The following is a 26,304-nucleotide window of genomic DNA, read 5'->3' as shown; positions in this document are numbered from 1 at the left end:
GCAAGATGCAATTGAAAACGCAACCAATTGCCCCCAAAACTCCAAATCCTGACGTATCACTCAGGATTCTGGTATCCATATAGCACAGCATTTGCCTCCCACCACATGTCGCCAATGCCATTGCCGCACCAACAAATTCAAGGCGTAAAAAAACCGGCCAAGGCCGGTTTTTTTACTGCGTAGCCGTCAGTCAACAGCCTTAACCATATCTTCGATGACTTTCTTCGCGTCACCGAACACCATCATGGTCTTGTCCAGATAGAACAGCTCATTGTCCAGACCGGCATAGCCGCTGGCCATAGAGCGTTTGTTAACGATGACTGTCTTGGCTTTGTAGGCCTCAAGGATCGGCATACCAGCGATTGGCGATTTCGGGTCGTTCTTCGCGGCCGGGTTGACCACGTCGTTTGCACCGAGGACCAGCACCACGTCGGCTTGGCCGAACTCGCTATTGATGTCTTCCATCTCGAACACTTGCTCGTAAGGGACTTCGGCCTCAGCCAGCAAGACGTTCATGTGGCCAGGCATACGACCAGCTACTGGGTGGATCGCGTACTTAACGGTCACGCCACGGTGAGTCAGCTTCTCAGCGAGTTCCATCAGCGCGTGCTGGGCACGGGCTACCGCCAGGCCGTAGCCCGGAACGATGATTACGGTGTCAGCGTTGGTCAGCAGGAAGGCTGCATCGTCGCTCGAACCGGATTTAACCGGACGTGCTTCCTGAGCACCCGCCGGGCCGCCTGCATCAGCAGCGCCACCGAAACCACCGAGGATCACGTTGAAGAACGAACGGTTCATCGCCTTACACATGATGTAAGACAGAATCGCACCGGACGAGCCCACCAGAGAACCCGCGATGATCAGCATCGAGTTGTTCAGCGAGAAACCGATACCAGCCGCCGCCCAGCCCGAGTAGCTGTTGAGCATGGACACCACCACCGGCATGTCAGCACCACCGATTGGGATGATGATCAGCACACCAATAATGAAGGCCAGCACAGTCAGCGCCACAAACGCACGCACGTCACCGGTAACAGTGAAGTAGACGCCCAGGCCAATGATCGCCAGACCGAACAGCAGGTTAACCAGGTGCTGGCCCTTAAACACAACAGGCGCGCCCTGGAACAGGCGGAACTTGTACTTACCAGACAGCTTGCCGAATGCGATCACCGAACCGGAGAAGGTGATGGCACCAATAGCAGAACCGAGGAACAGCTCAACGCGGTTAGCCGCCGGAATGGCATCGCCCATATTGGCCACAATGCCCAGCGACTGCGGCTCGACCACAGCAGCAATGGCAATGAACACCGCCGCCAGACCGATCATGCTGTGCATGAAGGCAACCAACTCAGGCATTTTGGTCATTTCAACGCGCTTGGCCATGATTGCGCCCGCGCCGCCACCGACCACCAACGCAGCCAAAACATAACCCAGCCCTTGAGTCAGGCTCAGTGTGATGCCTTGCTTGGCGAACTCTTCAATCTTCAGCTGGATCAGACCAACGGTGGTGATCACCGCAATGGCCATACCGATCATGCCGAAGGCATTACCACGGCGCGAAGTCGTCGGGTGCGACAGGCCTTTAAGAGCCTGAATGAAGCAGACCGAGGCAACCAGATACAGGACAGTAATAAGGTTCATGCTCATCGGTTACTTCTCCGCGGACGCCTTAGGCGCCTTCTTCTTGAACATTTCCAGCATGCGGCGAGTTACCAGGAAACCACCGAATACGTTAACGGCTGCCAATGCGACCGCCAGAGTGCCCATGGCCTTGCCCAGCGGAGTCACGGTCAAGGCCGCGGCCAGGATGGCGCCCACGATAACGATCGCAGAAACTGCGTTGGTCACCGCCATCAACGGCGTGTGCAGCGCTGGAGTCACGTTCCAAACCACGTGGTAACCCACGTAAATGGCCAGCACGAAGATGATCAGGTTGTAGATGCCGTCTGAAATCAGATCCATGTCCGTTCCCCTTAGCCGTTGTTACGGACGATCTGGCCGTCGCGGCACATCAGGCACGCGGCAACAATGTCGTCTTCGAGGTTGAGGTGATACTTGCCTTCGCCGTCGATGATCAGCTTGAGGAAGTCCAGCAGGTTGCGGGCATACAGGGCCGATGCATCAGCCGGCACCAGCGCAGCCAGGTTGCTGTGGCCAACGATGGTCACGCCATGCTTGACCACCACCTTGTCGGCTTCGGTCAACGGGCAGTTACCGCCCTGAGCAGCAGCGAGGTCAATAACCACGGAGCCAGGCTTCATCTCAGTAACAGTGGCTTCATGCAGCAGAGTCGGCGCCTTACGGCCCGGGATCAACGCGGTGGTGATGACAATATCAGCCTGCTTAGCGCGCTCATGCACAGCCTTAGCCTGACGCTCCATCCACGAGGCCGGCATCGGGCGGGCATAGCCACCAACGCCTTCGGCGCACTCGCGCTCTTCGTCAGTCTCGAACGGTACATCGACGAACTTAGCGCCCAGGGACTCAATCTGCTCTTTCACCGCCGGACGTACGTCAGAGGCTTCAATCACAGCGCCCAAACGCTTGGCCGTAGCAATCGCCTGCAGACCGGCAACACCTGCGCCGAGGATCAGCACACGTGCGGCTTTAACGGTACCGGCAGCGGTCATCAACATCGGCATAAAGCGCGGGTAATGATTGGCCGCCAGCATCACCGCCTTGTAGCCGGCAATGTTGGCCTGCGAGGACAGCACATCAAGGCTCTGTGCACGGGAGGTACGCGGGGCAGCCTCCAGCGCAAAAGCAGTAATGCCACGGGCGTTCATACGGACAATGGTTTCATTGCTGAACGGGTTCAGCATGCCAACCAGCACGGCACCGGACTTCATCAGGCCAAGCTCTGCTTCATCTGGCGCAACAACTTTCAGCACAAGGTCAGCAGCAAAGGCAGCGGCAGCGTCTGCGATTGTCGCCCCAACAGCAACATAGGCACTGTCCGGAATACTCGCATTGATGCCAGCACCGGTTTGTACAGTCACCTGATGGCCCTGGCCGATCAGTTTCTTGATGGTTTCGGGAGTTGCGGCAACGCGCGTCTCACCTACATGGGTTTCGAGAGGAACACCGATGTGCACTTCAAATCTCCTGCGTGATCTTTATGTGAACCTGCGCACTACGGGTGGCACGCCGGCGTATAGGGATGATCAGCACAATCCCGGGCTGCAACGACATGAAACAGACGGGGGCGGCATTTTGCAGGTGATGAAGACAGCCTTCAAGGCGTTTTGGAGTAAATCATTGTGATAACTACAAGACACGTAACGCTCAGCACACTCAAAAATCAGTAAAATTCCTTATAAATCAATAGGTTTATTCCATCTACAAAAAAACACATAGCGCCAAAATTGGTCCAAAAAAAATTTCAGCAAACTCGTGCCATTATTTATCAGCATTCCGCTGTAACCCTTACAGACAAAGGGTTATAGCCAATAAGTGTGCAAGAAAAAAAACACCTTACATAACGATGAATTATAATTTTGTAGCGCGCAAACAATAGCCACTACAAGGATTTATAACCGCATAAACACCGCAAATATGCGAAATTTCCTACAAATAGGGGCGCGATGAGTCAGCTGTCTTTAACGCACAGCCCCCTATGCATTGCATTTAGACTGTTCACTATTTCAGAACATTTGCCTCTACATAGCCGCGTGCTTCCGCCACTAACCAGTCGCGTAGGCGCACCAATGCGGGTGACTCCAGCTTGCGTTCTGGGATCATCAGGTAATAAGCCTTATCAGTCGGCATGGTCAGTGCGGTCGCGACCACGAGACGCCCCTCGTCCAGCTCGCGGCGAATCAGAAATGGCGGAATCAGCGCAACGCCCATCTCATGCATGGCCGCCTGAGCCAACATGGAAAACAGCTCATAACGCGGGCCCGTCATATCTCTCGGTGTACTGAATCCTTGGGCGTTGAACCACTGACGCCAGGCATAAGGGCGAGTGGACTGCTGCAGCAAGGGCAGGCTGGAGATTTCTTCAACTGTTAACTCAGAGCGCCCTGCCATCAACGCCGGGCTGCAGACCGGCATCATGTCTTCCCCCATCAGCAAGTAGGCACGGGTTCCAGGCCAGTCGGCATCGCCGAAATACACCGCAGCATCCAGCTCGGTATCGGCGAAAAGGAAAGGGCGCGTCCGGTTAGTCAGGTTTACGGTTACTTCTGGGTGCAAACGCTGGAAGTTCTTCAAGCGAGGCAACAACCACTGCGTCCCGAAAGTTGGCACAACCGCCAACTCGATAGTCATCGCCCCCTGCTGCCCCATAACCGCCAGTGTGTCTCGCTCCACCGCATCAAGCTGACTGGCCACACGCCGCGCATAGGACACACCCGCTTCGGTCAACTGCACACCACGCCGTGAACGGCGGAACAACTCAATGTTGAGAAACTCTTCAAGCCCGGCGATCTGCCGACACACGGCGCCTTGGGTCAGGCTCAGTTCCTGAGCGGCTTTGGTGAAACTCTGGTGGCGAGCGGCTGACTCGAATGCAATCAGGGCAGTTGTGCTGGGAATCTTGCGACGCATCTGTGCATCACCCTCACTCTTTAAGACTAATCTGGCTCATGAAAACCGTTTCGAAGTGAGATTTTTGCACAAGTCATTGAAGAATAGTCGTTTGCCTGCGACAAAATGCCAACCTACGATCAGTACCCATCAAGACGGGCCCGAGCCAGTTGTACGCAGCCCGCCTCTTCCGACATCACGAACACGAGGTTTTTACGATGGCCAAGCCAAGCTTTAACTGGATCGACCCACTGCTGCTCGATCTGCAACTGACTGAAGAAGAGCGCATGGTGCGCGACACCGCTCAGCAGTTTGCCGCTGACAAGCTGGCTCCTCGTGTACAGGAAGCCTTCCGCAACGAGAAGACCGATCCGGCCATCTTCCGTGAAATGGGCGAAACCGGCCTGCTCGGCGCCACTATCCCTGAAGCCTACGGTGGAAGCGGCCTGAACTACGTGTGCTACGGCCTGATCGCTCGCGAAGTAGAGCGTATCGACTCCGGCTACCGCTCCATGATGAGCGTGCAGTCGTCCCTGGTAATGGTGCCAATCAACGAATTCGGCAGCGAAGCCACCAAGCAGAAATACCTGCCGAAACTGGCCACCGGCGAGTACATCGGTTGCTTCGGCTTGACCGAGCCGGATCACGGTTCCGACCCAGGCTCGATGATCACCCGCGCCAAGAAAGTGGAAGGTGGATACCGCCTGACCGGCGCCAAAATGTGGATCACCAACTCTCCAATCGCAGACGTGTTTGTGGTCTGGGCGAAAGACGACGCTGGCGAAATCCGTGGCTTCGTACTGGAAAAAGGCTGGGAAGGTCTGAGCGCCCCGGCGATTCACGGCAAAGTCGGCCTGCGCGCTTCGATCACTGGCGAAATCGTCATGGACAACGTGTTCTGCCCTGAAGAAAACGCCTTCCCGGATGTACGGGGCCTGCGCGGCCCGTTCACCTGCCTGAACTCTGCTCGTTACGGCATCAGCTGGGGCGCCCTGGGTGCAGCGGAAGACTGCTGGCACACCGCTCGCCAGTACACCCTGGACCGTAAACAATTCGGTCGCCCTCTGGCACAAACCCAGCTGATCCAGAAGAAGCTGGCTGACATGCAGACCGAGATCACCCTGGCTCTGCAAGGCTGCCTGCGTCTGGGCCGCATGAAGGACGAAGGCATTGCAGCGGTGGAAATCACTTCCATCATGAAGCGCAACAGCTGCGGTAAATCGCTGGAAATCGCTCGCATGGCCCGTGACATGCTGGGTGGTAACGGCATCAGCGACGAGTTTGGCGTAGCCCGTCACCTGGTCAACCTGGAAGTGGTAAACACTTACGAAGGCACCCATGACGTTCACGCGCTGATCCTCGGCCGTGCGCAAACTGGCCTGCAGGCTTTCTTCTAAGTCCTGTACCTAGCGGGGAAGCGACGCTTCCCCGCCCATCTACGTTCGCTTGAGGTCTACCATGTCTGGTGCTTTGTCTCACATCCGCGTTCTTGATCTTTCCCGCGTACTGGCGGGGCCTTGGGCTGGGCAGATCCTTGGTGATCTTGGCGCCGAAGTGATCAAAGTCGAGCGACCTGGCAGTGGCGATGACACCCGTCATTGGGGCCCACCCTTTGTGAAGGATGCCGACGGTAACGACTCCCGTGAGGCGGCTTACTTCCAGAGTGCGAACCGCAATAAGCAATCCGTCACCGTTGACTTCACCCAACCGGAAGGGCAGCGCCTGATCCGCGAACTGGTGCAGCACTGCGACGTTCTGCTGGAAAACTTTAAGGTCGGTGGACTCGCGGCTTATGGCCTCGACTACGCCAGCCTGAAAGCCATCAACCCACGCCTGATTTACTGCTCTGTGACCGGTTTCGGTCAAAACGGGCCGTATGCCAAGCGGGCGGGTTACGATTTCATGATTCAGGGTCTCGGCGGCCTGATGAGCCTGACCGGTAAGCCCGACGGTGAGGAAGGCGCAGGCCCGGTAAAAGTGGGCGTCGCCCTGACCGATATCCTCACCGGCTTATACGCTACCGTTGGCGTGCTGGCTGCACTCAACCAACGCGAGCAGTCAGGTCTTGGTCAGCATATCGACGTGGCCCTGCTGGATGTACAGGTTGCCTGCCTGGCCAACCAGGCCATGAACTACCTGAACACCGGCGTCTCGCCAAAACGCCTGGGCAACGCCCATCCGAACATTGTCCCGTATCAGGATTTCCCTTCCGCTGATGGCAACTTCATCATCGCCGTGGGTAACGACGGGCAGTTCCGCAAACTTTGCGAGGTTGCCGGCCTTCCGGCTTTGGCTGACGACCCGCGTTTTTCCACCAACAAATCCCGTGTTGCTCACCGCGCGGAGCTGATCCCTCTGCTGCGCCAGGCCACGGTATTTAAAACCACAGCAGAGTGGGTTCGCCTGCTTGAAGCTGCCGGCGTACCGTGCGGCCCGATCAACGATCTGGCCCAAGTGTTTGCCGACCCGCAAGTGCAAGCCCGTGGTTTGCGCGTTGACCTGCCCAATAGCCTCGGCAGTACGACACCGCTGGTGGCCAGCCCCCTGCATCTGTCTGAGACCCCGGTTGAATACCGCAATGCGCCGCCATTGCTTGGCGAACACACCGAACAGGTACTGACCAAGCACTTGGGCTTGAGTGCTGAGCAGATCAGCACACTGCGAGCGGCAGGCGTCGTATAAACCGCTCTGAGATCACTACGGATTTTCCTCTACGCGGCCAAATGGCCGCGTTTTTTTGTCCACCCTGTCAATCCCATCCCGCCGCAAGCCCGCCCGACTGTCGTCGCCGCCACTGATAATTTGAATTATTCGCAATTGGCTGATCTAATTCCTGCTCGGCTGCGTGCATCGTGCAGCCTCCCAATGGCAATGGATTGACCACAATGGGCAACACCTCCTGCGACCTTGAGCAGTTACTCAGCACCGCGAGTCAGATTGTGCCGCGCTTAAGCGGGCATATTGGTGCCGCGCAGGCCGATCAATTGGTCTGCGGAACTCAGGACAACCCTCAACGCATCAGCAATCTCTATGCTTGGTGGCAGCACCAGCACCCTGAGGCGGGTCGCCATTACTGGTCCGTACGCAGCTGGACATTGTTAATCTGGCAGCCCATTTACCTCACCGTTCTGGCCGTGCATGTAAACGGCAAAGCGCCGTGCCTGAAGGATATTGGGCAAACAATCTGCGATGGTTTTGTGGGGGGATTTTGCCTGCCGGAACATTGCCCGCGTCAGGGACAACTCAAAGAGTTGATCGAGTTTGCCGCCGGACAAATCGTCGGGTTTCTCAATGATCAGCTGACAGAATTCAATCAGGTGGCCAGCATTTATCCCAAACTGGCACGCCTGCTCGCCGCAGATTGTGTTGTATCCGCGTTGCTCCTGGCCCATGAGCAGCTTGCGCTATCCAAGGACCATCTGGTTGAACTGGAAGGCTTGTGGATGAACGCCCTAAAGCTTGCGCCCAATAGCGGCCTGACCAGCATTTACACCGAAGACGGCAAAGAGCACATGTGCCTGCAACGGCAAGTGTGCTGTCAGCACTTCCGCCGCCATGATGGCGAGCTGTGCAGCAGTTGCCCGAAACTGAAAAAAGCCGAGCGCGATCAACGCCTGCAAGCGGAGCTGCTCGCCGCATGCTGAAACTGCACAACATCGAAGTCTTCAGGGACCAGCGCAGCATCCTCAAACTGGATCAGCTGCACATCGGTACAGGCCAGTTCACCGTGATCCTCGGCCACAACGGCTCAGGCAAATCGACCCTGATCAATCTGCTGGCCCGCCAGATTGAACCGGATACCGGTCACCTGCAGCTGCTAGACCAGCCGTTACACAGCTTCAGCCAACGGGCCTTTGCCCGCCAGATCGCCTATCTACCGCAACGCTTGCCCGATGTACCGGGGCTGACCGTACGCGAGTTGGTACGTCTGGGACGCTACCCGTGGCGCGGACTCTTCGGCTTATGGCGGGAGGACGACTATCAGCGTGTTGAACTGGCCATGCAGCAAACTGATACCGCGCAATATGCCGAGCACTTGGCCGACAGTCTGTCGGGCGGCGAGCGCCAGCGCGCCTGGATCGCCATGCTACTGGCCCAGGCAGCCCCCATGATTCTGCTGGATGAGCCCACCTCGGCACTGGACTTAGGCCACCAGTATCAGCTCCTCGACCTGCTGCACCAGCTCAACCGGGAGCAGGGCCTTGGGGTGGTGGCGATCCTGCATGACATCAACCTCAGCTGCCGCTATGCCGACCGCATCATCGCGCTCAAGCAAGGCCGCCTGTTTTTTGATGGCACGCCTGAACAGCTACTGGATGAAAAACGTCTCAGTCGACTCTACGACATCGACATTCAGCTTCTGCCGCAACCCGGCCAGCGCTTACCTGTAGCTGCTGTCAGTTGATATGTCCGCTCAACCCACATCTTTCAAGCTCGTTCCGAGCCAGCAGGCCCTGTGGCACCGTTACGGCCTGACCCTGCTGCTGGGCATCGCCCTTATGCTGCTGCATATCAACCTCGGAACCCAATTGCCCCTGGCGCAGCAATGGCAGTTGCTCTTCGCCCCGGACACAAGCGACTTCAGCGCGCTGCACTACCACCTGGCTGTACTACCGCGTACTGCTGTGGCGCTGTTGATCGGTGCGGCGCTTGGCCTGGCGGGTAGTCTGCTGCAACAGATGACGCAAAACCGCTTGGTCTCTCCCATGACCATCGGCGCATCATCCGGGGCTTGGTTGAGCCTGTTAGTCGTCGGCAGTATGGCGCCACAGTTTGCCGCCGAGCATGGCGAGTGGGCGGCATTGGGCGGCGCCCTCGGGGCGATTGTTTTAGTGCTGCTGATCGTCGGCCGTAGCGGTCTCTCTGGTTTGCCGCTGGTACTCGCGGGGATGGCGCTAAACCTGCTGCTGGGGGCCATTGCCGGGGCCATCATGCTGATCTTTCATGAGCAGAGCCGCGGCCTGTTCGTCTGGGGGGCAGGGGATCTGACCCAAATCGACTGGAGCTGGGTGCAGTGGCTGTGGCCGCGCCTGCTCATCGGGTTGCTCGCTTTGCTGCTGGCACCCCGTGCGTTGACCCTGTTGCAGCTCGGCAGCCAAGCCGCACAAGGCCGGGGGATGAACCTGCTACCGGTGCTGTTGGTACTGTTTCTGTTGGCCGTTTGGCTGAGTTCAGTGGCCATAACCGCAGTGGGCATGATTGGTTTTATCGGCCTGATTGCCCCGAACCTGGCCCGCTGGCTCGGAGCCAGATCCTCCCGTGACGAGCTCTGCTACAGCCTGTTGCTGGGCATGTTGCTGCTGCTCGGCAGCGATGCACTGGCGATTGCGCTCAACAGCGGGCTGTTCGAGCTGGTACCGACCGGGGCCACTACCGCCCTCATCGGTGCGCCAGCACTGCTATGGTTGTCCCGACGCCAATTGGCCGCGAAGGATCAGGGCGCACTGCAGTTGCCTGCTGGTGCAGTGCGCGTGTCACCCCACACGGTGCTGCTGATCGCAGTGGCTGGGCTGCTCTTGAGCGTGGCGGGTCTGTGCCTGAGTCGTACCTTGCAAGGCTGGGAGTTGGCCTGGCCAGCTGAGCCAATGTGGTCACTGCGCTGGCCCCGTGTACTTGCAGCAGCCAGCGCGGGTTGTGGCCTTGCAGTGTCCGGCCTGCTACTCCAGCGCCTGCTACGCAACCCACTGGCCAGCCCGGACCTGCTCGGCCTGACCGCAGGGGCCTCTTTGGCTGTACTGACGCTGCTGGTGGTGTTCGGCAGCTCACTGTTCTGGCTGTTCGCGCCCCTGGCAGCGTTTGCCGGAAGCCTGACTGTGCTGGCCGTCTTGCTGCTGTTGGGACGACGCCACCAGTATGCACCGGCGGTGATGGTGCTGATCGGCGTAGCCCTCAGCGCGTTACTCACCACCGCGCTGCAATTCGTACTGAGCAAGGGCTCATCAGATGCCTTGGCGCTGCTCGGCTGGTTATCTGGCTCGACCTATCGTATCAGCGGTACCCAAGCGCTCTGGCTGCTGAGCGGGGTAATCGCCCTTAGCGCCTTAACCCTGTTCGTGCACCGGGCTATCACCTTGATTTCGATTGATGGCGGCATAGCCCTAAGCAGGGGCCTTAACCTGAAGCGAACACGCCTGCTGCTATTGCTGCTGGCATCGCTGCTGTGCGCGTGGGTCACCAGTTTGCTTGGACCGACCGCCTTTGTTGGCCTGTTAGCACCGCATATGGCAGCCATGCTCGGGGCACGCAAAGTGAAACCGCAACTGTGGCTGGCCATGGCCCTTGGCGGCCTGCTGATGGTGCTGGCGGACTGGCTGGGGCGTAATCTGATTTTCCCGTTGCAGGTACCGGTCGGGCTGGTGGCTTCGGTGGTGTGCGGGCTGTATTTCGTCATCCTGCTGATTCGGGCGAGGCGAGCATGACCGACCTCACCCGCCGCACGCTGACCCAAGCCATGCTCGCTGCCGCACTGTTCCCTTGGGGCCTTGCGAGGGCAGCCACAGCACCGCGCATCGCATCCCTGAGTTGGGAGATGACCGAACACCTGTTGAAGCTGAATGTGCTGCCCGTAGCGGTGGCCGACGCACAGGTTTACCGGGAATGGGTGGTTCACCCGACGCTGCCTGCTGACGTGCCCAATGTCGGTACTCGCACCGAGCCAAATCTGGAGCTGCTGGCGCAATCGCGACCACAGCTGATTCTGATCACACCGCTGCTTGAGGACATTCGCGACAAACTGGAGCGCATAGCGCCAGTGCTCAGCTATCAGGATTTCACCCAAGAGCAGGATAATCAGACCCTGCAACGCAATAACCTGCTGCATCTGGCCACACAGGTAGGCCAACAAGCCCGTGCAGAGCTTGAACTGATGCGAATGGATCGACGCCTCATACAACTGCACCAGCAATTGCTGGCGCACTTCAACGGCCAACCGCCAAAAGTCACTGTAATCCGCTTTGCCTCCCCTACAGTGGTGTATGTCATGGGCCCCAACTCCATGCCGGAACACGCCCTGCAACGCTTAGGGCTGAGCCCGGCGATGAAAGTGGAAAAAAGCCGCTGGGGCGCCTTGCAGAAACCAGTGACCGATCTGGGCCAGATCAACGATGGTGTGGTGTTGTACATCGGCCCATTTGCTCAGCAGGAGCGCGTATTCAGCACCGCCTTGTGGCAGGGCATGCCATTTGTACGCAAAGGTCATGTGGCCGAGATGAAACCCGTGTGGACCCACGGTGGAATCTTTTGCATCGAGAATCTGGCTGAGACAATCAGCGATGCACTGCTCAATTTACCGGCAGATGCAGCCCTGAACTCTCCTCCTCCGCTAAGCTAATTTCATATTAGCTTTAATAGCAAAAGCCGTGAGCAACAAAACGTAAAATCATATATTCAAATAGATGATTCCACTCATACCAATTATATATTTAAAAACTCTATTCAGACGCTATACAAACGAGATTACCAGCAACTTCACCAAGAGGAATTGACTCCGTATTTCCAGTTCTCATCTGAACAACCTCACCTGGTGTATTGGTATGATAAAGATTACCAAATCTTTCTGCGCCGCACATCATATACAAGCGCCAACCCCACACATCACAAAGATCTGTATTTTCACTAGGAATTGAGTTCGCCGAGGTCATCGTGAGGTATAGTTTCTTTAACTCCTGAGGAGTAAGCCTTCTCCCTCCCAGAGACTCACACTTACCCGCAGTATTTGAAGCAGCCACAACTTCATCATACCTAAATATACCATACGGTATATAAGTAGAATTAACAGATATCGGCTCAGATGACGCCGGGAGTCCCTGAGACGGATCGGTCATAGCAGGGTCAGTGTATGGAGTCACCTGCAAGCTGATAGAACGCCCAACATCCTGCGCTACAACTTTATAAGTAAGGCCATTAGCACCAGATATTAACGAACCATCACTGTATACCCACTGAATTCTAGAATTACTCTCTGAATCGCCATCAGAATCCTTGAATCCATAGCTACCTTGTAGAATATCTCCTGGAGCGGAAACTTTGCTACCGGGCCAAGATGTATTAGCAACAGTCACATCATAAGCCAATGGCTCATTGCCTCGTACAGGACTAGTTTTAACCGAAGGTTCAGAAAAAGCCTGGCTGCTGCACATCAAAAAAGCCACAACTCCATACAAGAATCGCATAGGCAAAATTTCTCACACTGATATAACGCTAAAACAAAACCTGAAATTCTTCAGAGTTGATGTGCAGAGAGTTTATTAGCGAAATTAGCACATTCAAAAAAATATGCAAAAAAACAAACTTAGCGATTGACACCTAAAGATAAAATACCCTTAACACCAATAAACGCCTAAGACAAAATATAAATTTTTTCACTAAGAAAACTAAAAAACGGAGTCATCGTCAAATGACTCCGCTTGTGAATTTAGTCGACCAGATTTTGTATTTATCAATACTTCCAGGTCACCGTCGCCATGGTGTTGCGTGGTGCGGCGTAGAAGGACTGAGCCCAATACAGGCTGGTTAAGTATTTCTCGTTAAAGATGTTGTTGACGTTCAGTGCGACGTTCCAGTTTTGATCAATGTCATAGCTGGCCATGGTGTTAAACACGGCATAGGAGTCCTGCTTGCTGACGATCTCCTGTCCACTAGCGGTCTTGCCCTGATCACGGAATATCTCGCTCTGCCAGTTCATACTCGCGCCGACTTTCAGGCCTTGAATCTGCGGCACTTTATAGGAGGTGCTCAGGTAGACCTGATTCTGTGGAATGTAAGTCCGTGCAGCACTGCCATCCTTATTCCGCAGAGAGAACAGGTGGGTCATACCAGCATTCATCTGCCAGCCCGGCGACAGCTCACCACCAACCGTCAGCTCATAACCTTCCGATTTGATATCAATGCCTTTGTATCGGTTCACGGTCCCGACTTGGTCAGCATACTCCCCATAGTTGTCCTGCTTGGTGCGGAACAGGGAGATGCTGGCATTTAGGCGCTTGTCGAACCACTCACCCTTAATCCCCCCTTCAACGCTGTCTCCTTCGACCGGGTCAAGCAGGCCACCGTCCACACTGTTCTTGAACTGCGGATTGAAGATCTCGGTGTAGCTGACGTACGCCGAGTAGTTTGGATGGAAGTCATACACCAGCCCGTAATACGGAGTGACCTTGGATTTGGAGTAAGCGTGGGCATCGCCGGTCTGCTCGCCGCTACTGGTCAGCTTGGTCCAGTTGGCGCCGCCGATAAACTTCAGTCCATCAGTAAGATTTAACGTGGTTGCGGCGTAATAACTGCGGCGGAAGTTGGTGAAATCGGCGCTGCTGGTGACTTTGCCGAACTCAGGATGAGGGAACCTACCACCGAAATTCGGCGGCAGCAGTACACCGGCTGCGGCATCTTGGGAGGTCCACTGCACATCATCTTTGGCCCAACTTGTGCCAAGCACCACTTCATGAGTACGGCTAAACAACTCAAAAGGGCCTTTGACATAGAAGTCCCCCAAGATCTGCCGCTCTCCACGTTTGAACTTCGACGCGAAACTGGTCTCACCGGTATCGGGAAGACCTTGAGCGATAAACATTTCGCCATCACCACTGGTTTCGTTGTAATTCAGTGTCGCTTTGCTCTGCCAACCGTAACCTAGATCACTGGCCAGCTCGACAAAGGTCTGTTTGTCATTGGTGTCCCAGTAGGTCCAGTCTGGGCCGGTGTTGTAATGCTGACTGAAGTGATGTTTAGAACCATCACTGTTATAGAGGTTAACGCCTCCCCACATGATGCCGTTCGGGCGGTTGCGTTGCTGGGAGTGGCCCACCGTCAGGGTATTGCTGTCATTGAGGTCGAACTCAAGAATGCCGCTGAACACGTTCTTGGTTTTCGAGTAGCGATCCAAATAAGAATCACCCACCTCGTCCATTGCAATAAACCGTCCACGCACAGTGCCTGCTTCATTTAAGGCACCGGACAAATCAAACTCGCTGCGACGCTTATCCCACGAGCCATAACCAAATGAGGCAGAGGCCTGAAACTCCCGGGTTGGGCGCTTGCGTACAAAGTTGACGGTCGCTGCCGGGTTACCCGGGGTCGAGAGCAGACCGTTAGCACCTTTGAGCACGTCGATATGGTCATAGAGGATGGTGTCGATATCGCCCATCTGCTCTTCAGAACTGAATGGCAGGCCAATGCCATCCAGTTGAAAGTTGGAAACATCAAAACCGCGCACAGAGAAGTAGGTACGATCCGTTTCGACCCGCTGCACATTGACCCCTGCCGCATCCAACGTGCTGTTGATATCGGTCAGGTGGAAGTCCTTAAGCTGCTGGTTGGTGACCGTGACGATGGTCTGCGGTGTCTGCCGTGGCGACAGATCGAGCTTGGTCGCGGTGTTGCTCGACTCGATGGTGTAGGAGTCCCCCTTCTCGGTCACCGTCGGCGCTGGCGACTCTTTGCCAACAATATCCGCCCCTTTAAGCGACAAGGTTTCCCCTGCCCCAATCGGCAGTTCTTCAGCCCAAGCGTGTGGAGTGATAACGCCCAGTGCCAGGATCAGGACACAGGGGCTGGATGCAGCGCTCAGCGTTGTCAGGCGGCCATGCTTATTGATTTTTTTCATGCGGGTTACTTCGGTTGTAGGTCAATCCATAGTGCTGCGCCCTAATTACGCAGCGGTTCTTTCCTTGCTTCGCCTTAGCCTGTTGGCATCCGGCATCTACAAATGAGGCGGGCAGGGCAAATCAATGCCGCGCCCGCCCGGAAATTTATGAAATCTGCCCACTGCGATCCGGCGCATAAGCCGCCAGCGGGTTAATCAATGGTTCAGCCAGAATGGTGCTGCCAGCCGGGTTGGCCAGGTCGACCATTTGCAGGTTGTTGCGCAGTTGCAGGCGATTCAGGCACGAGTGCAGGAAAGTCGGAGCAAAGAAATCGTAGGTATCGAAACGATGCTGCAACTCTGGATGGGCACGCTGATACTCCAGCACCGACTCAGCCACCGTGCGCCAGTACAGTTGCTCGCTCATGCAACCATGCTCTTCCAGCAGCTGGCTCATATGGCGGAAAACGCCGTCGAATACGTCGATGAAGATACCCAGCAGCTTGTAGTCTTCCGGCACATCCACGGCCAGGCGCTGCAAGCCTTCTGGCATCTTCGCGTCCTTATCGAGGATGGCCGACTCTTCTGCGATGTCCTTCATAAACACGCGCACTGGCACGTGTTCCTTGAGCACCAGAATCAGGTTCTCGCCGTGAGGCATAAACACCAGCGAGTGGGCGTAGAAGCAGTGCACCAACGGCTGCAAGAAAGCTTTCAGGTACTGGCGCATCCACTGCACCGGCTCCAATCCGGAGCGGCGCATCAACTCAGGTAGCAGGGCTTCGCCGTCCGGGTCAGTGTGCAGCAGGGCGGTCATGCTCATCAGGCGCTCGCCAGCCTGCAACTGGCCAAGCGGGTTTTCCCGCCACAGCGCAGAGAGCATTTTCTTGTACGGGCTGTCGCTTTCCAGCGCAGCTTCGTAATAGCGGTTGCGATAACCCACTGACGCCACTTCACGGAGGATGCGGAAGCCGTAATCACGCAGCACCGGGTCACTTTCGATCAGCTCGTACAGGTACGCATTAATCGCCGGAGTGCCTGACATGTAGTAAGGCGACAGGCCACGCATAAAGCCCATGTTGAGGACCGACAGCGAAGTCTTCACATAGCGCTTATGCGGCTGAGAAATATTGAAGTAGGTGCGCACCGACTGCTGGGCCAGGTACTGATCGTCACTGCGCCCCAGGGCGATGATTTTGCGGTTGGCCACATCGGCGCTGAACATGATGCTCAGCTTGCTGTACCACTGCCACGGGTGGGTCGGCATAAACACATAATCCGCCGGATCGACGCCCAGATCACGCAGCTGCTGCTGAAAGCGGACCACTTGCTCGGTACCCAGTTCTTCATCCATCAAGCGCTGGTGGTCGAGGCCGGGAATGGAGGCGAAGTGGGCATTGCTGGTGTGCACTGCCAGCCAGATGATGGAGAAGGGCGAACCCGCTTCAGGTGCAAAAGCCTGATAGTCGAAGGCATCAAAGCCGAGGCGGCCGTTGTTGGCGACAAAGCCCGGATGGCCTTCAGTCATGCTGACTTCGAACTGCTGATAGTCAGCATCCGCCAGCTGTGCGCTGGTCAGGTAGTCGCGGCTGATCTTGTAAGCGGCGCCAAACAGAGTGCTGCTGATCTCATCCAGGTAAATCGGCAGCTTGTCCGCCGGTACACCGAGGGTGCGTTTGAAGTCGATGATAAAGGTCAACGCATCCAGCCCGGCTTCAGCTTTGCCATCCAGCTCGCGAACGATGCTGTCGGCATTCACCCACCAATTGCGCAGCTCCATCTGTTTGGCCTCAAACAGATAGCGGCAGTTCTCGGTATTGGCGGGCAACTGATAACGCGCCCAGCCCTCGCGAGCCGATGTGCCGATACGCTCAGGGGTAAACAGCTGCTCGTGGGAATACTCGGCTATTGCCTTGCGCACCAGATGGCGATTAACCCGAGCCCACACCTCTGGCTCTAGGTGGCTGACAACAGAGTTGGGCTGATCCATGCGTGAAGACGTCATCTGAGTCTTTATCCTTCAAGTGTTTGAGCAAAATCGCTGGCGGTACAGAACGACAGCTGGGCGGTTTTCCACGACAGCTCAATGACAGCGCTGTCGACGAAACCGACCTGATGATTGAGGCGGTGCACCTTGGTGTTGCGGATATCCGGCTCCACCACGACACGTTTGGCCTGGCAGTGATCGAACATAAAAGCCATCACCACGCGCAGTACATCGCGGGTGAAACCACGAATTGGCGCGCTGCTGGGTGCTACAAAAAAATGCATGCCGACATCGCCATCAGCGACTTCGTAGCAGGTGGACACTTCGTCCAGGCGCGGCTCATAGCGCTCGACTACAAAGGCCGGCTCGCCCCGGTAAAAGCCCATGTAAGCGCGCATCGCACCACTGGCCAGCGCGTCCGCATAAAAGGTGCGAGTGGCTTCGGGCGTCATGTTCTGCATGTTCCAGAAGTGGGCGTAATCCATCTGATACCAGGGGTGCAGAATGGCGACATCGGTATCCAGATTGAGATCGCGTAGAGCCAAGTCCGGGTTAAGCAACGGGCGCTGACGGGCCGGATAAATCAGATCAGTCATGGCCTGCGCCTCCTTGCGCGGCAAGCAGCGGGGGTTGTTCCCCAGATGTCACATCGTCGCTTTGGGCTTTCAGCGGCTGCTGACGGTCTAGTTCAAACACACTGCGGTCGAAGATCAGGGTCAGCACCATGCCAACAGCGGCAATCACAAACGTCATAGGGATGCCCAGCAGGCTCACCACATACCCGGCGCCAAAGGACGACAGCAACACCCCGAAATTCTGGAAAAAATTGGCCACACTGAAGTCTCGTGCGTAGGACTCCGGCGTGCTGACCTTGAACAGCGTCACTTCCAGCTTGACCACCAACTGGAAGATGGCCCAGCCATACAGGCAGCGTCCCAACAGAATCAGCCACATCGACGGTGTGGCCTGCATCAGCATGCCAATGGCCGCCAGCAGCAAGTTGAACTGACTGTGCTCAACCCACCAAGGTGGACTGAGCCAGCGCCGCTTCAGCATGAGGGCAATCAGCGCCACCATGCCGGGAATGGCAAAGACAAACCCCGTCAGCATCTGATTGGTGATCTGAGTGGTGTTTTCCCAATACAAGGTGAAGAACGGACGAATCAGGTAGGCACTGAAATCGAACAGCAGCATCAGCAGGCTCAGTTGCATCAACTTCACCAAAGCCTCGCGGGAACGCTTGGGGACAACCTTGGCCCGGTTATCCTCGTCACGAGAGATCACCTTCACCACTTTGCCGCTGCAGATCAGGTACAAGCACAGCAGCATTTGGATGAAGTCACCGCCGGCCATTAACATCAGCGAGAAGTCCGGCCCCAACCGCTGCAAGCTCAAACCACCCACTGCGGCCCCAAAAATACCCGCGATATAGACAATGACCGTCAGCAGACCGATCACCACCGCGTGATCCTGTGATTTCTCCAAACGCATCAGGTAAGGGAACATCAGCAGGTAACTGGCTTTGACCATGTACATCAGCATCGTCAACACCCAGAACACCTGAACCGTCGGCGCCCAAATCGCCATCAGGCACAACGCACCGGCAGCAAACTGCGTGTAGACCACCAAATGCATGGTTTCGACGTAGCGCGCGACATACGCCCACACCGGCAGCATGCACATGACAGCGATCGAAATGGCAGCAATGTAGGCACCGGTGTGAACGGCGTTGGTTACGCCATAGCGCGCCTCAAAAAACTGTGGATAAAAGGCGATCAGAATCGAATCGCTGATCACACCGAACGCCGACATGATCAAGATAGCGGTACGTAGACTCACAGACTTCGGTCCTAACCGGCCAACAAAGTGAAGTGGCCACCCGCACTCGGGCTGAACTCCTGAAAGGCAATCCGTGGGTCAGAGGGGTAGTGGTCTACGCCGGTCAGTTGATGCAGCAGACGACCGTTGCGGTAACAAGCCAGCCCCAAGTCTGGGTTGGCCATGCCATGGCTTTGCAGCCCAACGTTCTGGACGTAGATTTCGCATTCGCGATGGTCCACAGCCCAGCTGCGGGAAGCATCATATCCACCGTGTTCATCCCAGCGGATTCGCTCACGAATGCCTTCGATAAAAGCTGGCAACTGGTAACCGTAGCCACTGGCGAATACCAGTCCATCGGTGACATGCTCAAACTGAGAACCGAGTTTCTGATGTTGCAAACGTAGCGCCCACTGGCCATCTGCATCGCGCGAGGCCTGTTTCAGACTTAGGCTGGTCAGCAGTTTCACTGGAGGCAGATCATGCAGGCTGCGCTCGTCGAGATAGTCGTAAATCTTGCTGATCAGGGATTGATTGATGCCTTTGAACACGCCCTGCTGGCTACCCAAAGTGGCCGATTTCTCAGCCTCGGGCAGACCGTAAAAGTAGTCGGCATATTCCGGCGTCAGCAGCTCAAGGGTCAGCTTGGCGGTTTCCATCTGGAAGAAGCGGTCGGAGCGGGTTACCCAGCTCAGGCTGTAACCATGCTCCGCCGAGCCCTGTAGCAGGTCATAAAAGATTTCCGCGCCACTCTGGCCGCTGCCAATCACCGTTACGTTCTTGCAGCGTTGCAGGTGCGCTTTATGGTCCAGATAAAAGCCGCTGTGGATGGCCTTCGCCGCGTCTGCCGGGTCTGTAAACACATCGGGAAAGCGCGGTGAGCTGCCGATACCGATCACCAGTTTGCGCGCCAGGTATACAAAGGGCTCGCCGCTTTGCGTGTGCACGCCGCAGACTTGATAGGCCTGATGCTGTTCGTCGTAGGTGATGTCCTGCACCTCTTGAGCAAAACGAACATTGCTCAGTTGTGCTGATACCCACTGGCAGTAGCGGTTGAACTCGTGTCGATCGAGGTACCAGTTCTCGCGAATAAAGTAGCGATACAGGCGTCCCTGCTGTTTGGCGTAGTTGAGGTAGGTATAGCGGCTGGTGGGGTCAGCCAGAGTGACCATATCGGCCATGAACGGATTCTGCAGCGTCGTTCCATCCAACAACATGCCTGGATGCCAGTTGAATTCCGTCTTCCTGTCCAAAAACAGGCATTTGAGGTTTTCTACCGGCTCAGCCATGCAGGCGAGGCTGAGGTTGAACGGACCCAATCCGATAGCAATAAAGTCATACATGACAACGCGCGTCCTTGTGCAGCACCAGAGCAGGTGCAAGACGCTAAAGCCAAATGAGAATCACTGTCAACAAAAAGCGCGATTGACTCTCAGTTCTCAGCCAGACGGTCGAGTTTCAGGTTTTTCTGGGCCTTAAAGTGGTTCCAACGTGCTATTGGAGCTGGAGAAAATGGCACACAAGTACACACCATATCGCTAACGATGGCATGCCCGAAAACAGCAAAACTGAATAAAAATTGATCAGTTAGACCGGTGTATCACCACGACGCCGGAACCACCCGGTCAGGGACAACCGTTCCCGGTGTGCCAGCAATACCTCATGGGGCAGATCAGCCGACATAAAGACCACCAACGTTCCAGCCTCTGGGAGCACGTCCAGCGTCTTATCACCAGCGAAATGCAGACGCAGCGCACCACCATGCTCGGCTTGCCAATCAGCATTGAGGTACAAAACGGTGGTGACCATGCGCCGGTCGTCATCGCGGAAGCGGTCCACATGCTGCTTGTAAAACGAGCCGGGCGGGTACAGGGCGAAATGCCCTTCAAAATCCTCAAGCCCCAGATACAGGCTCTGATTGAGTTCGCTGCGCAGCGCATCCAGCACCTGCAAATACTCGTCCGTGACACTGGACTGCCCCGGCTCAAGCCACTGGATATGGTCCCCACGCACCCCTTCAAGCACTTGCTGCTGATTACCACGCCCCACTCCGGCAGGTGTTAAGGCACCCTTTTTTGCGCGTTCACGGCACTCTTGCGCCAACTGCAGGGTCAGAGCTTGTGGAATAAACTGGGGCATAACTGACCAGCCTTGCTCAACAAGGTCATCAATAATGCGTGGCAGGCAGGTGCTAGAGGTAGTGTTCATGGTGGGATTTTATCAGTGTCACCCGCCACCTCGACAAGCACGTGCACACCCCGGAAAATAATGGTTCCTCACGGGAGTCTCCAATGCGTGCCATCACCTTTGCTTTAACCTTCTTGCTCAGCCTGCCCGCCTTCGCGGATGACGTTCTACGCCTGTATCAAGCAGCTGGCTGGCCACAACAACGCACGCATTTCAGTGATGCCCTGCAAGCAGCTCAAGAGCGCTATCGCAGCAGCCTGCCCCCTGCGGTGTATCAGGCCTTGGTCAACAACAGCAACCAGCGCTTCAACCCTCAGGCCATGGATCAGCGCGCCCAGCAAGGCATGCGTGAAAATATGGCGAACCCAGCCGCTGCCTTGCAGTTCTTCGAGTCACCGCTGGGGCGCAAGATTGTCAGTGCAGAAACCAACGCCACCCGCAGTGATCAACTCGCGCGGTACGCCAACGGCCTGCCGCGCATCGAGGCCGACGCCACTCGCCGCCTGCAAATCCGCCACCTAGCACAAGCACTACCGGCCAGTCAGGCCGGTGCCGAAGTCAGCCTGGCACTGGCGGGAATCGCTGCGGACAGCCTGACCCAGATGCTTCCCGGGCTGCTCGGCGGTGACAGCACCCACATGCTGCTCAACAGCCAGCGCCAGCGTCTGGTTGAGCAAATGAATGCCGATCTGGATAACACCTTGCTGTTTGTCTATCGCGATCTGAGCGATGCCGAGCTGGAAGAGTTTATCAGCTTTGCTCAGTCGCCGGACGGCCAAGCCTACTATCAAGCCGCACTGGCAGCACTGCGTAGTGGTCTGGCAGTGGGTCAAAGCGCCGCCAGCCTGGCCCCGGCACCAACCGGGATCTGAATCACCGGCCCGCCGTCTCCACAGCGGGCCTGCGTGTCAGCGCAAGTGTTCTCCAAGAAAGCCGAAGAACTGCTCGCGGAATTCAGGCAACTCATTAGACAAGTGGTGGCGCGCCTCTTTGAGGCGCAAAATCTCTGGCTGTGCGAACTTATCCTGCAACACCTCAAGATTGTGCTGCCAAGCCACCGTCATATCCTGCTCACCCTGCACGATCAGTGGGGCGCGCGTGCTACGGCTGGCCGACTCGATACGCGGCACCCAGCGGCTTAACGCGCCAACCCAAGCGGTGGGTAACATGCGTGGCTGCAGCGGATCGCGGTTATGCACAAAGTCGATAAATTCGGCGTCGGTTGAGTTAACGCTAAAACGCCGAGGAATCTCGCTGACGAAATTGCGCATCACGTGGTAGCTGAGCTTCGACCAGTTCCACGCCCGAGGCCGCACCAGCGGCGCCATCAGGATGGTTTCTCCGATCGTGTCCAGCGGCGTGCCGTTAAGCAGGTAGTCGATCAAAATGGCACCGCCTGTACTCTGCCCAAACAAGTGCCAAGGGCGCGGCAGATCGAGCTCGCCCGCCTGGGCCAAGACGGCCTGCAACACAGTTTGGTATTCGGCAAAATCGTTGATATTGGCTCGGGGGCCGCTGGACAGGCCATGGCCTGGCAGGTCGAAGCTAAGCACAGCAAAGCCCAGGCCCAGGGCCCACTCCACCACGTGGCGGTATAAGCCGCCGTGGTCGTAGTAGCCATGCAACACAATCAACGTGGCGCGAGGCTCCTGTGGCCACCAGCCCTGCACCGCGATCTGATAGCCACCCACCTGAATCTGTCCCATGCGGGTCTGCCGCGCACCGTATTCATTGAAGCCGTAAAAGCGTCGGTAACCTTGCTCTGCTACAGTCAACTGCGTGGCTGCGGCGATGGGCCGCAGAGCAGAAATCAGATTTTCGGGTTGGAATAACTCGGGCATAAGGCTTCCATCCGTTCATGCCGTTAAATAAGGCCATTGCGCTGCCAATGTGCGAAGCTTAGGGTTATTCAGCTCTAGCGTCAGCTACAGCAAGCAAATCACCTGATTTCAGATTACCTTCATGACCCTTGTTTCCCGCCCCAAATTGCTCGCCGGCCTCATCCTTCTGGCCTGGATCGCCACCATGTTTGGCGCTTACTGGTGGTACGAAGCCCGCTATATGCGCAGCTTCAGCGACCAAACCACACTGTTCAGTGGGGAAACCCTGAGACTGCCTGAAGCACTGGCGGGTTCGGGGGATATTCGCTTAGTGCACTTCTGGGATCCGGAATGCCCGTGCAACGTCGGTAACCAGCAGCACCTTGGCGAGCTGATTGAGCGCTTCAGTCAACAAGGTGTCAGCTTCTACGTTGTACAGAAACCCGGCACCAGTGGCGAGCTGCCCGCTAACCTGAAGGCGTTGAAGCCACTGGCAGAGCTCCCCGGCAGCGAGCAGATTCCCGCCAGCCCAGCCGTCGCCATCTGGGACAAAAGCGGCAAGTTAGCCTACCTCGGCCCCTACAGCGAAGGGGCGGTGTGCAGCTCCAGCAACAGCTTTGTCGAGCCCATTCTTGAAGCCCTGCTTGCCGGGCGCCAAGTTGTCGCCAGTAATAACCTGGCGGTGGCCTGTTTCTGCGCCTGGAATCAAGACTAAAACCCACGCCTGAGCCCTAAGGGCTATACAGTGGACTTCCGCTGCGGGCCTATTTGTCCGATGCTAGCGACCGGCCGATTCTTCTAACAAAACGGAGCCCGCATGAAGCGCTTGTTTCTGACGCTGCTGTCAGCCGTGTTGATCCTGCTTGCTATCGTCCTCGGACGCACCCTTTTACAGCCTGCCGCCCAATTCAATCCTGATCCGGTTGCACGCCCCGCAGGGCTGGACCCTCAGCGCGCTGCGGAAAGCCTTTCCGCCGCCATTCGCTTACCGACCATTTCCCATCAAATTGGTGCGCCAGCGGCTCAACAAGCGGCCAGTAATGCTGCCTTTGCAGCCTTGGAAAGGTGGCTGCAAGAGCGCTATCCACACCTTGTGGCTACGGCCCTGCGGGAAGAGATCAAAGGCCCCAGCATTCTCCTGCGCTGGCCCGGCAAGGACAGACAGTTACCCCCAGCGCTGCTGATGGCCCACAGCGATGTGGTCCCCGTGACGCCTGGCACCGAAAAGGATTGGAACCATCCGCCATTCTCCGGCGCCATTGCCGAGGGTTTTGTCTGGGGCCGCGGCGCGATCGACAGCAAAGGCTCCATGGTGGCCATGCTGGAAGCGGTAGAAACCTTAATCAGCCAAGGCTTTCAGCCTCAGCGTGATGTCTTCCTGGCGTTCGGCCACGACGAAGAAATCGGCGGCCTGCAAGGCAATAAACGCATCGCCCACTACCTTCAGGAAAAGGGCACGCGCCTGGCCTGGGTGAGCGATGAAGGCGGCTTTGTGGTGCGCGGACAAATCCCCGGCGTGAAACAGGATGTGGCGGTGGTCGGCATTGCCGAGAAGGGCTACTTGAGCCTGATTCTGCAAACCACAGCTGCTGGCGGGCACTCCTCACAGCCGCCTGCGTTCAATGAAACCGCCGTGGGCCGCCTGAGCCGCGCCCTGCAACGGATGGCCGATACCCCCTTTAAACGCGACTTTGACGGCCCAACCGCAGCGCTGCTGGAAAGTTTTACACCGGCGCAGTCGTTCGGTTACCGGGTGATCTTCGCCAATCTTTGGCTGTTTGGCCCATTGGTGGCTGATCAGCTAGCCGCTACGCCCGCTGGGGCCGCGCAGATGCAAACCTCCATCGCCCCGACCATGCTGCGCGCCGGTGTGAAGGACAACGTATTGGCACCGGTTGCCCGCGCCACAGTGAATATTCGTATTCATCCACGCGACACCATCGACGAAGTCCTGGCTCACGTTCGCCACAGCATCGACGACGATCAGGTACAGGTCAAAGTGATGCCAGCCGCACGCAATCCATCCGCCGTGTCGGACATTAATGGCGAGACCTATAGGCGCTTTGCCGATGTCATCCGCCAGAGTTTCAGCCAGACCCTGGTCAGCCCTAACCTCACGGTGGGCGCCACCGATGCTCGCTATTACGAGGCGCTGACTGAAAACGTATTCCGCTTCAGCCCATTGCTGATGGAGAAGGAAGACTTGGGGCGCATGCACGCCACCAACGAGCGCGTGGCCATCGAGCACTTGGGCAATGCCAGCGGTTTTTACTACCGTTTGCTGCAAACCCTGACCGATTAGCGTTCAGCATAGGAGCGGGCCGCGCCAAGAGCAGGCAGGCCCGATCTTATGAGAGCAAGCTGACTACGGTGTAGCGGCTGATGGTGGACTGGGCCACAACGGTTTGTGCCGACGCGCCGTAGTTGTTGCCACGCAACAGATGGAAGACTTCACCGGCAAACGCGCTGGCCCACTGCTGCTCGTTCTCATCCGTATGCCGGGCAAGAAACTCGCGGACCTCATCCTGGCGCTGAGCAAGCTGTTCGCGCAGAGCGGTGATGCGGTCCAAGGACGTTACCACCTGATCCAGCACACGGCGCAAATCACGGGCCCCATCAAGCTGGGTGGCGGCAGGCAAACGCAGCAACTGATCTTCTTCGCTGGCAACATAAGCGGCTGTCTTTTCAGCCAGTTTGCCTTCACCCTGAACCCGCAGCTCATCCTTAATCGCGTACCAATCTGACTCACGGGCACTGAATTTCAGCTCCCCGCCAGCATCCAGTTCAGCGCGGATACCTGCAGGGCTCAAGCCATTGTTGAAGCGGCGCAAAATCTGCTGTTCGGTGAGGCCTTCATCCAGCACCACAGCCAAAGGCTCAGCGAGTTTGCGTCCGGCGCTGAACAGCAAGGTTTCCTTACCGGCTTGTTGAACCTGCTCGATGGAGTCAAACCCTTGCAGGGTGAATCGGCTGCGTACCGGTTCATTCAATGACAGGCGCAGACGTGAATCCAAAGACTGCGCACTGCGTTGGCTGCGCTCAGCGAGCAGCTCACGCACAGCCTGCATTTCAGCTTCCAACTCTTCGCGAGCGGCAGGGCTTGACTGGCTGTTGCCCAAGTCGCGACTCAGGCGCAATTTGAGCTGGCCAAGACGTGCTTGCAGGTCACCCAGGTAGTTATCAGCAGCCTGCATCGACGTCAGCTGCTGGTTAAGCTGCAAGCTGAACGACGCGCTTTTACTGTTGCTCTGCGGCTGCACCTGAGGCGCGCTGGCAGCGTGAGCGCGATTGCTGCGAGGTGGCAACGCAACCGGCGTGCGGCGTGTTTGCGGGGCTATGGCTCCCGCTGCGGGCAGCTGCTTATCAACCTTGATGACCATAAGTGTTCC

General features: G+C 56.8%; 22 protein-coding genes. 9 read left to right on the top strand and 13 right to left on the bottom strand.

Annotated features, from left to right (window positions below; all coding sequences use genetic code 11):
* Nucleotides 1-186 precede the first annotated feature (186 nt).
* The 4 genes from WG219_00820 to WG219_00805 all read right to left on the bottom strand — a co-directional run bounded on the left by WG219_00820 (nt 187) and on the right by WG219_00805 (nt 4,548).
* The gene (locus WG219_00820) at nt 187-1,647 is read right to left on the bottom strand and encodes an NAD(P)(+) transhydrogenase (Re/Si-specific) subunit beta (protein WXL26068.1); all 1,461 of its coding nucleotides are present in this window, start codon (nt 1,645-1,647) and stop codon (nt 187-189) included.
* A gap of 3 nt (nt 1,648-1,650) precedes the next feature.
* On the bottom strand, nt 1,651-1,962 hold the full coding sequence (locus WG219_00815; protein WXL26067.1) for an NAD(P) transhydrogenase subunit alpha: 312 nt from the start codon (nt 1,960-1,962) through the stop codon (nt 1,651-1,653).
* Nucleotides 1,963-1,973: 11 nt separating this feature from the next.
* On the bottom strand, nt 1,974-3,095 hold the full coding sequence (locus tag WG219_00810; protein ID WXL26066.1) for a Re/Si-specific NAD(P)(+) transhydrogenase subunit alpha: 1,122 nt from the start codon (nt 3,093-3,095) through the stop codon (nt 1,974-1,976).
* A gap of 544 nt (nt 3,096-3,639) precedes the next feature.
* A complete protein-coding gene (locus tag WG219_00805; GenBank protein ID WXL26065.1) occupies nt 3,640-4,548 on the bottom strand; it encodes a LysR family transcriptional regulator in 909 nt (302 codons plus the stop codon).
* Between the two features lie 197 nt (nt 4,549-4,745).
* Here WG219_00805 and WG219_00800 point away from each other — a divergent pair, with 197 nt between their 5' ends.
* From WG219_00800 to WG219_00775, 6 genes are all read left to right on the top strand, one after another.
* On the top strand, nt 4,746-5,924 hold the full coding sequence (locus tag WG219_00800; GenBank protein WXL26064.1) for an acyl-CoA dehydrogenase: 1,179 nt from the start codon (nt 4,746-4,748) through the stop codon (nt 5,922-5,924).
* A 61-nt stretch (nt 5,925-5,985) separates the two neighbouring features.
* A complete protein-coding gene (locus WG219_00795; protein ID WXL26063.1) occupies nt 5,986-7,209 on the top strand; it encodes a CaiB/BaiF CoA-transferase family protein in 1,224 nt (407 codons plus the stop codon).
* 203 nt (nt 7,210-7,412) lie between these two features.
* Nucleotides 7,413-8,171 (top strand): siderophore ferric iron reductase, encoded by a 759-nt coding sequence (locus WG219_00790; protein ID WXL26062.1) that lies wholly within the window; start codon nt 7,413-7,415, stop codon nt 8,169-8,171.
* Nucleotides 8,165-8,932: an ABC transporter ATP-binding protein gene (locus tag WG219_00785; GenBank protein WXL26061.1), complete on the top strand. Its 768-nt coding sequence runs from the start codon at nt 8,165-8,167 to the stop codon at nt 8,930-8,932. The genes WG219_00790 and WG219_00785 overlap by 7 nt, the downstream gene beginning before the upstream one ends.
* Before the next feature lies 1 nt (nt 8,933).
* A complete protein-coding gene (gene fhuB / locus WG219_00780) occupies nt 8,934-10,946 on the top strand; it encodes a Fe(3+)-hydroxamate ABC transporter permease FhuB (protein WXL26060.1) in 2,013 nt (670 codons plus the stop codon).
* The gene (locus tag WG219_00775) at nt 10,943-11,857 is read left to right on the top strand and encodes an ABC transporter substrate-binding protein (protein ID WXL26059.1); all 915 of its coding nucleotides are present in this window, start codon (nt 10,943-10,945) and stop codon (nt 11,855-11,857) included. The genes fhuB and WG219_00775 overlap by 4 nt, the downstream gene beginning before the upstream one ends.
* Before the next feature lie 100 nt (nt 11,858-11,957).
* Here the strand turns inward: WG219_00775 and WG219_00770 are convergent, their stop codons facing one another.
* The 7 genes from WG219_00770 to WG219_00740 form a co-directional block, all read right to left on the bottom strand.
* On the bottom strand, nt 11,958-12,698 hold the full coding sequence (locus tag WG219_00770; GenBank protein WXL26058.1) for a hypothetical protein: 741 nt from the start codon (nt 12,696-12,698) through the stop codon (nt 11,958-11,960).
* 266 nt (nt 12,699-12,964) lie between these two features.
* The gene (locus WG219_00765; GenBank protein WXL26057.1) at nt 12,965-15,124 is read right to left on the bottom strand and encodes a TonB-dependent siderophore receptor; all 2,160 of its coding nucleotides are present in this window, start codon (nt 15,122-15,124) and stop codon (nt 12,965-12,967) included.
* Nucleotides 15,125-15,269: 145 nt separating this feature from the next.
* A complete protein-coding gene (locus WG219_00760; protein WXL26056.1) occupies nt 15,270-17,108 on the bottom strand; it encodes an IucA/IucC family siderophore biosynthesis protein in 1,839 nt (612 codons plus the stop codon).
* An 8-nt stretch (nt 17,109-17,116) separates the two neighbouring features.
* Complete coding sequence (locus WG219_00755; protein WXL26055.1) at nt 17,117-17,686, bottom strand: GNAT family N-acetyltransferase; 570 nt, start codon at nt 17,684-17,686, stop codon at nt 17,117-17,119.
* Entirely contained in the window at nt 17,679-18,929 is a 1,251-nt protein-coding gene (locus tag WG219_00750; GenBank protein WXL26054.1) for an MFS transporter, read from the bottom strand. Before WG219_00750 ends, WG219_00755 begins: the two co-directional genes overlap by 8 nt.
* A gap of 11 nt (nt 18,930-18,940) precedes the next feature.
* Complete coding sequence (locus WG219_00745) at nt 18,941-20,251, bottom strand: SidA/IucD/PvdA family monooxygenase (protein ID WXL26053.1); 1,311 nt, start codon at nt 20,249-20,251, stop codon at nt 18,941-18,943.
* Between the two features lie 244 nt (nt 20,252-20,495).
* Nucleotides 20,496-21,116 carry a 2OG-Fe(II) oxygenase gene (locus WG219_00740; GenBank protein ID WXL26052.1) on the bottom strand — a complete coding sequence of 207 codons (621 nt, stop codon included), beginning with the start codon at nt 21,114-21,116 and terminating at the stop codon, nt 20,496-20,498.
* A gap of 83 nt (nt 21,117-21,199) precedes the next feature.
* Here WG219_00740 and WG219_00735 point away from each other — a divergent pair, with 83 nt between their 5' ends.
* The gene (locus WG219_00735) at nt 21,200-21,967 is read left to right on the top strand and encodes a hypothetical protein (GenBank protein ID WXL26051.1); all 768 of its coding nucleotides are present in this window, start codon (nt 21,200-21,202) and stop codon (nt 21,965-21,967) included.
* A 36-nt stretch (nt 21,968-22,003) separates the two neighbouring features.
* Here the strand turns inward: WG219_00735 and WG219_00730 are convergent, their stop codons facing one another.
* Nucleotides 22,004-22,936 carry an alpha/beta hydrolase gene (locus tag WG219_00730; GenBank protein ID WXL26050.1) on the bottom strand — a complete coding sequence of 311 codons (933 nt, stop codon included), beginning with the start codon at nt 22,934-22,936 and terminating at the stop codon, nt 22,004-22,006.
* 184 nt (nt 22,937-23,120) lie between these two features.
* Here WG219_00730 and WG219_00725 point away from each other — a divergent pair, with 184 nt between their 5' ends.
* On the top strand, nt 23,121-23,630 hold the full coding sequence (locus WG219_00725; protein WXL28076.1) for a DUF6436 domain-containing protein: 510 nt from the start codon (nt 23,121-23,123) through the stop codon (nt 23,628-23,630).
* A 102-nt stretch (nt 23,631-23,732) separates the two neighbouring features.
* Entirely contained in the window at nt 23,733-25,217 is a 1,485-nt protein-coding gene (locus tag WG219_00720) for a M20 family peptidase (GenBank protein ID WXL26049.1), read from the top strand.
* A gap of 46 nt (nt 25,218-25,263) precedes the next feature.
* On the opposite strand, the gene WG219_00715 is transcribed toward WG219_00720, so the two are convergent.
* Entirely contained in the window at nt 25,264-26,295 is a 1,032-nt protein-coding gene (locus tag WG219_00715; GenBank protein ID WXL26048.1) for a hypothetical protein, read from the bottom strand.
* Between the last annotated feature and the right edge of the window lie 9 nt (nt 26,296-26,304).

The sequence above is a fragment of the Pseudomonas mendocina genome (genome assembly GCA_037482215.1).
GTDB classification, from domain to species: domain Bacteria; phylum Pseudomonadota; class Gammaproteobacteria; order Pseudomonadales; family Pseudomonadaceae; genus Aquipseudomonas; species Aquipseudomonas mendocina_E.
This window is presented reverse-complemented; position numbering and strand designations above follow the sequence as displayed.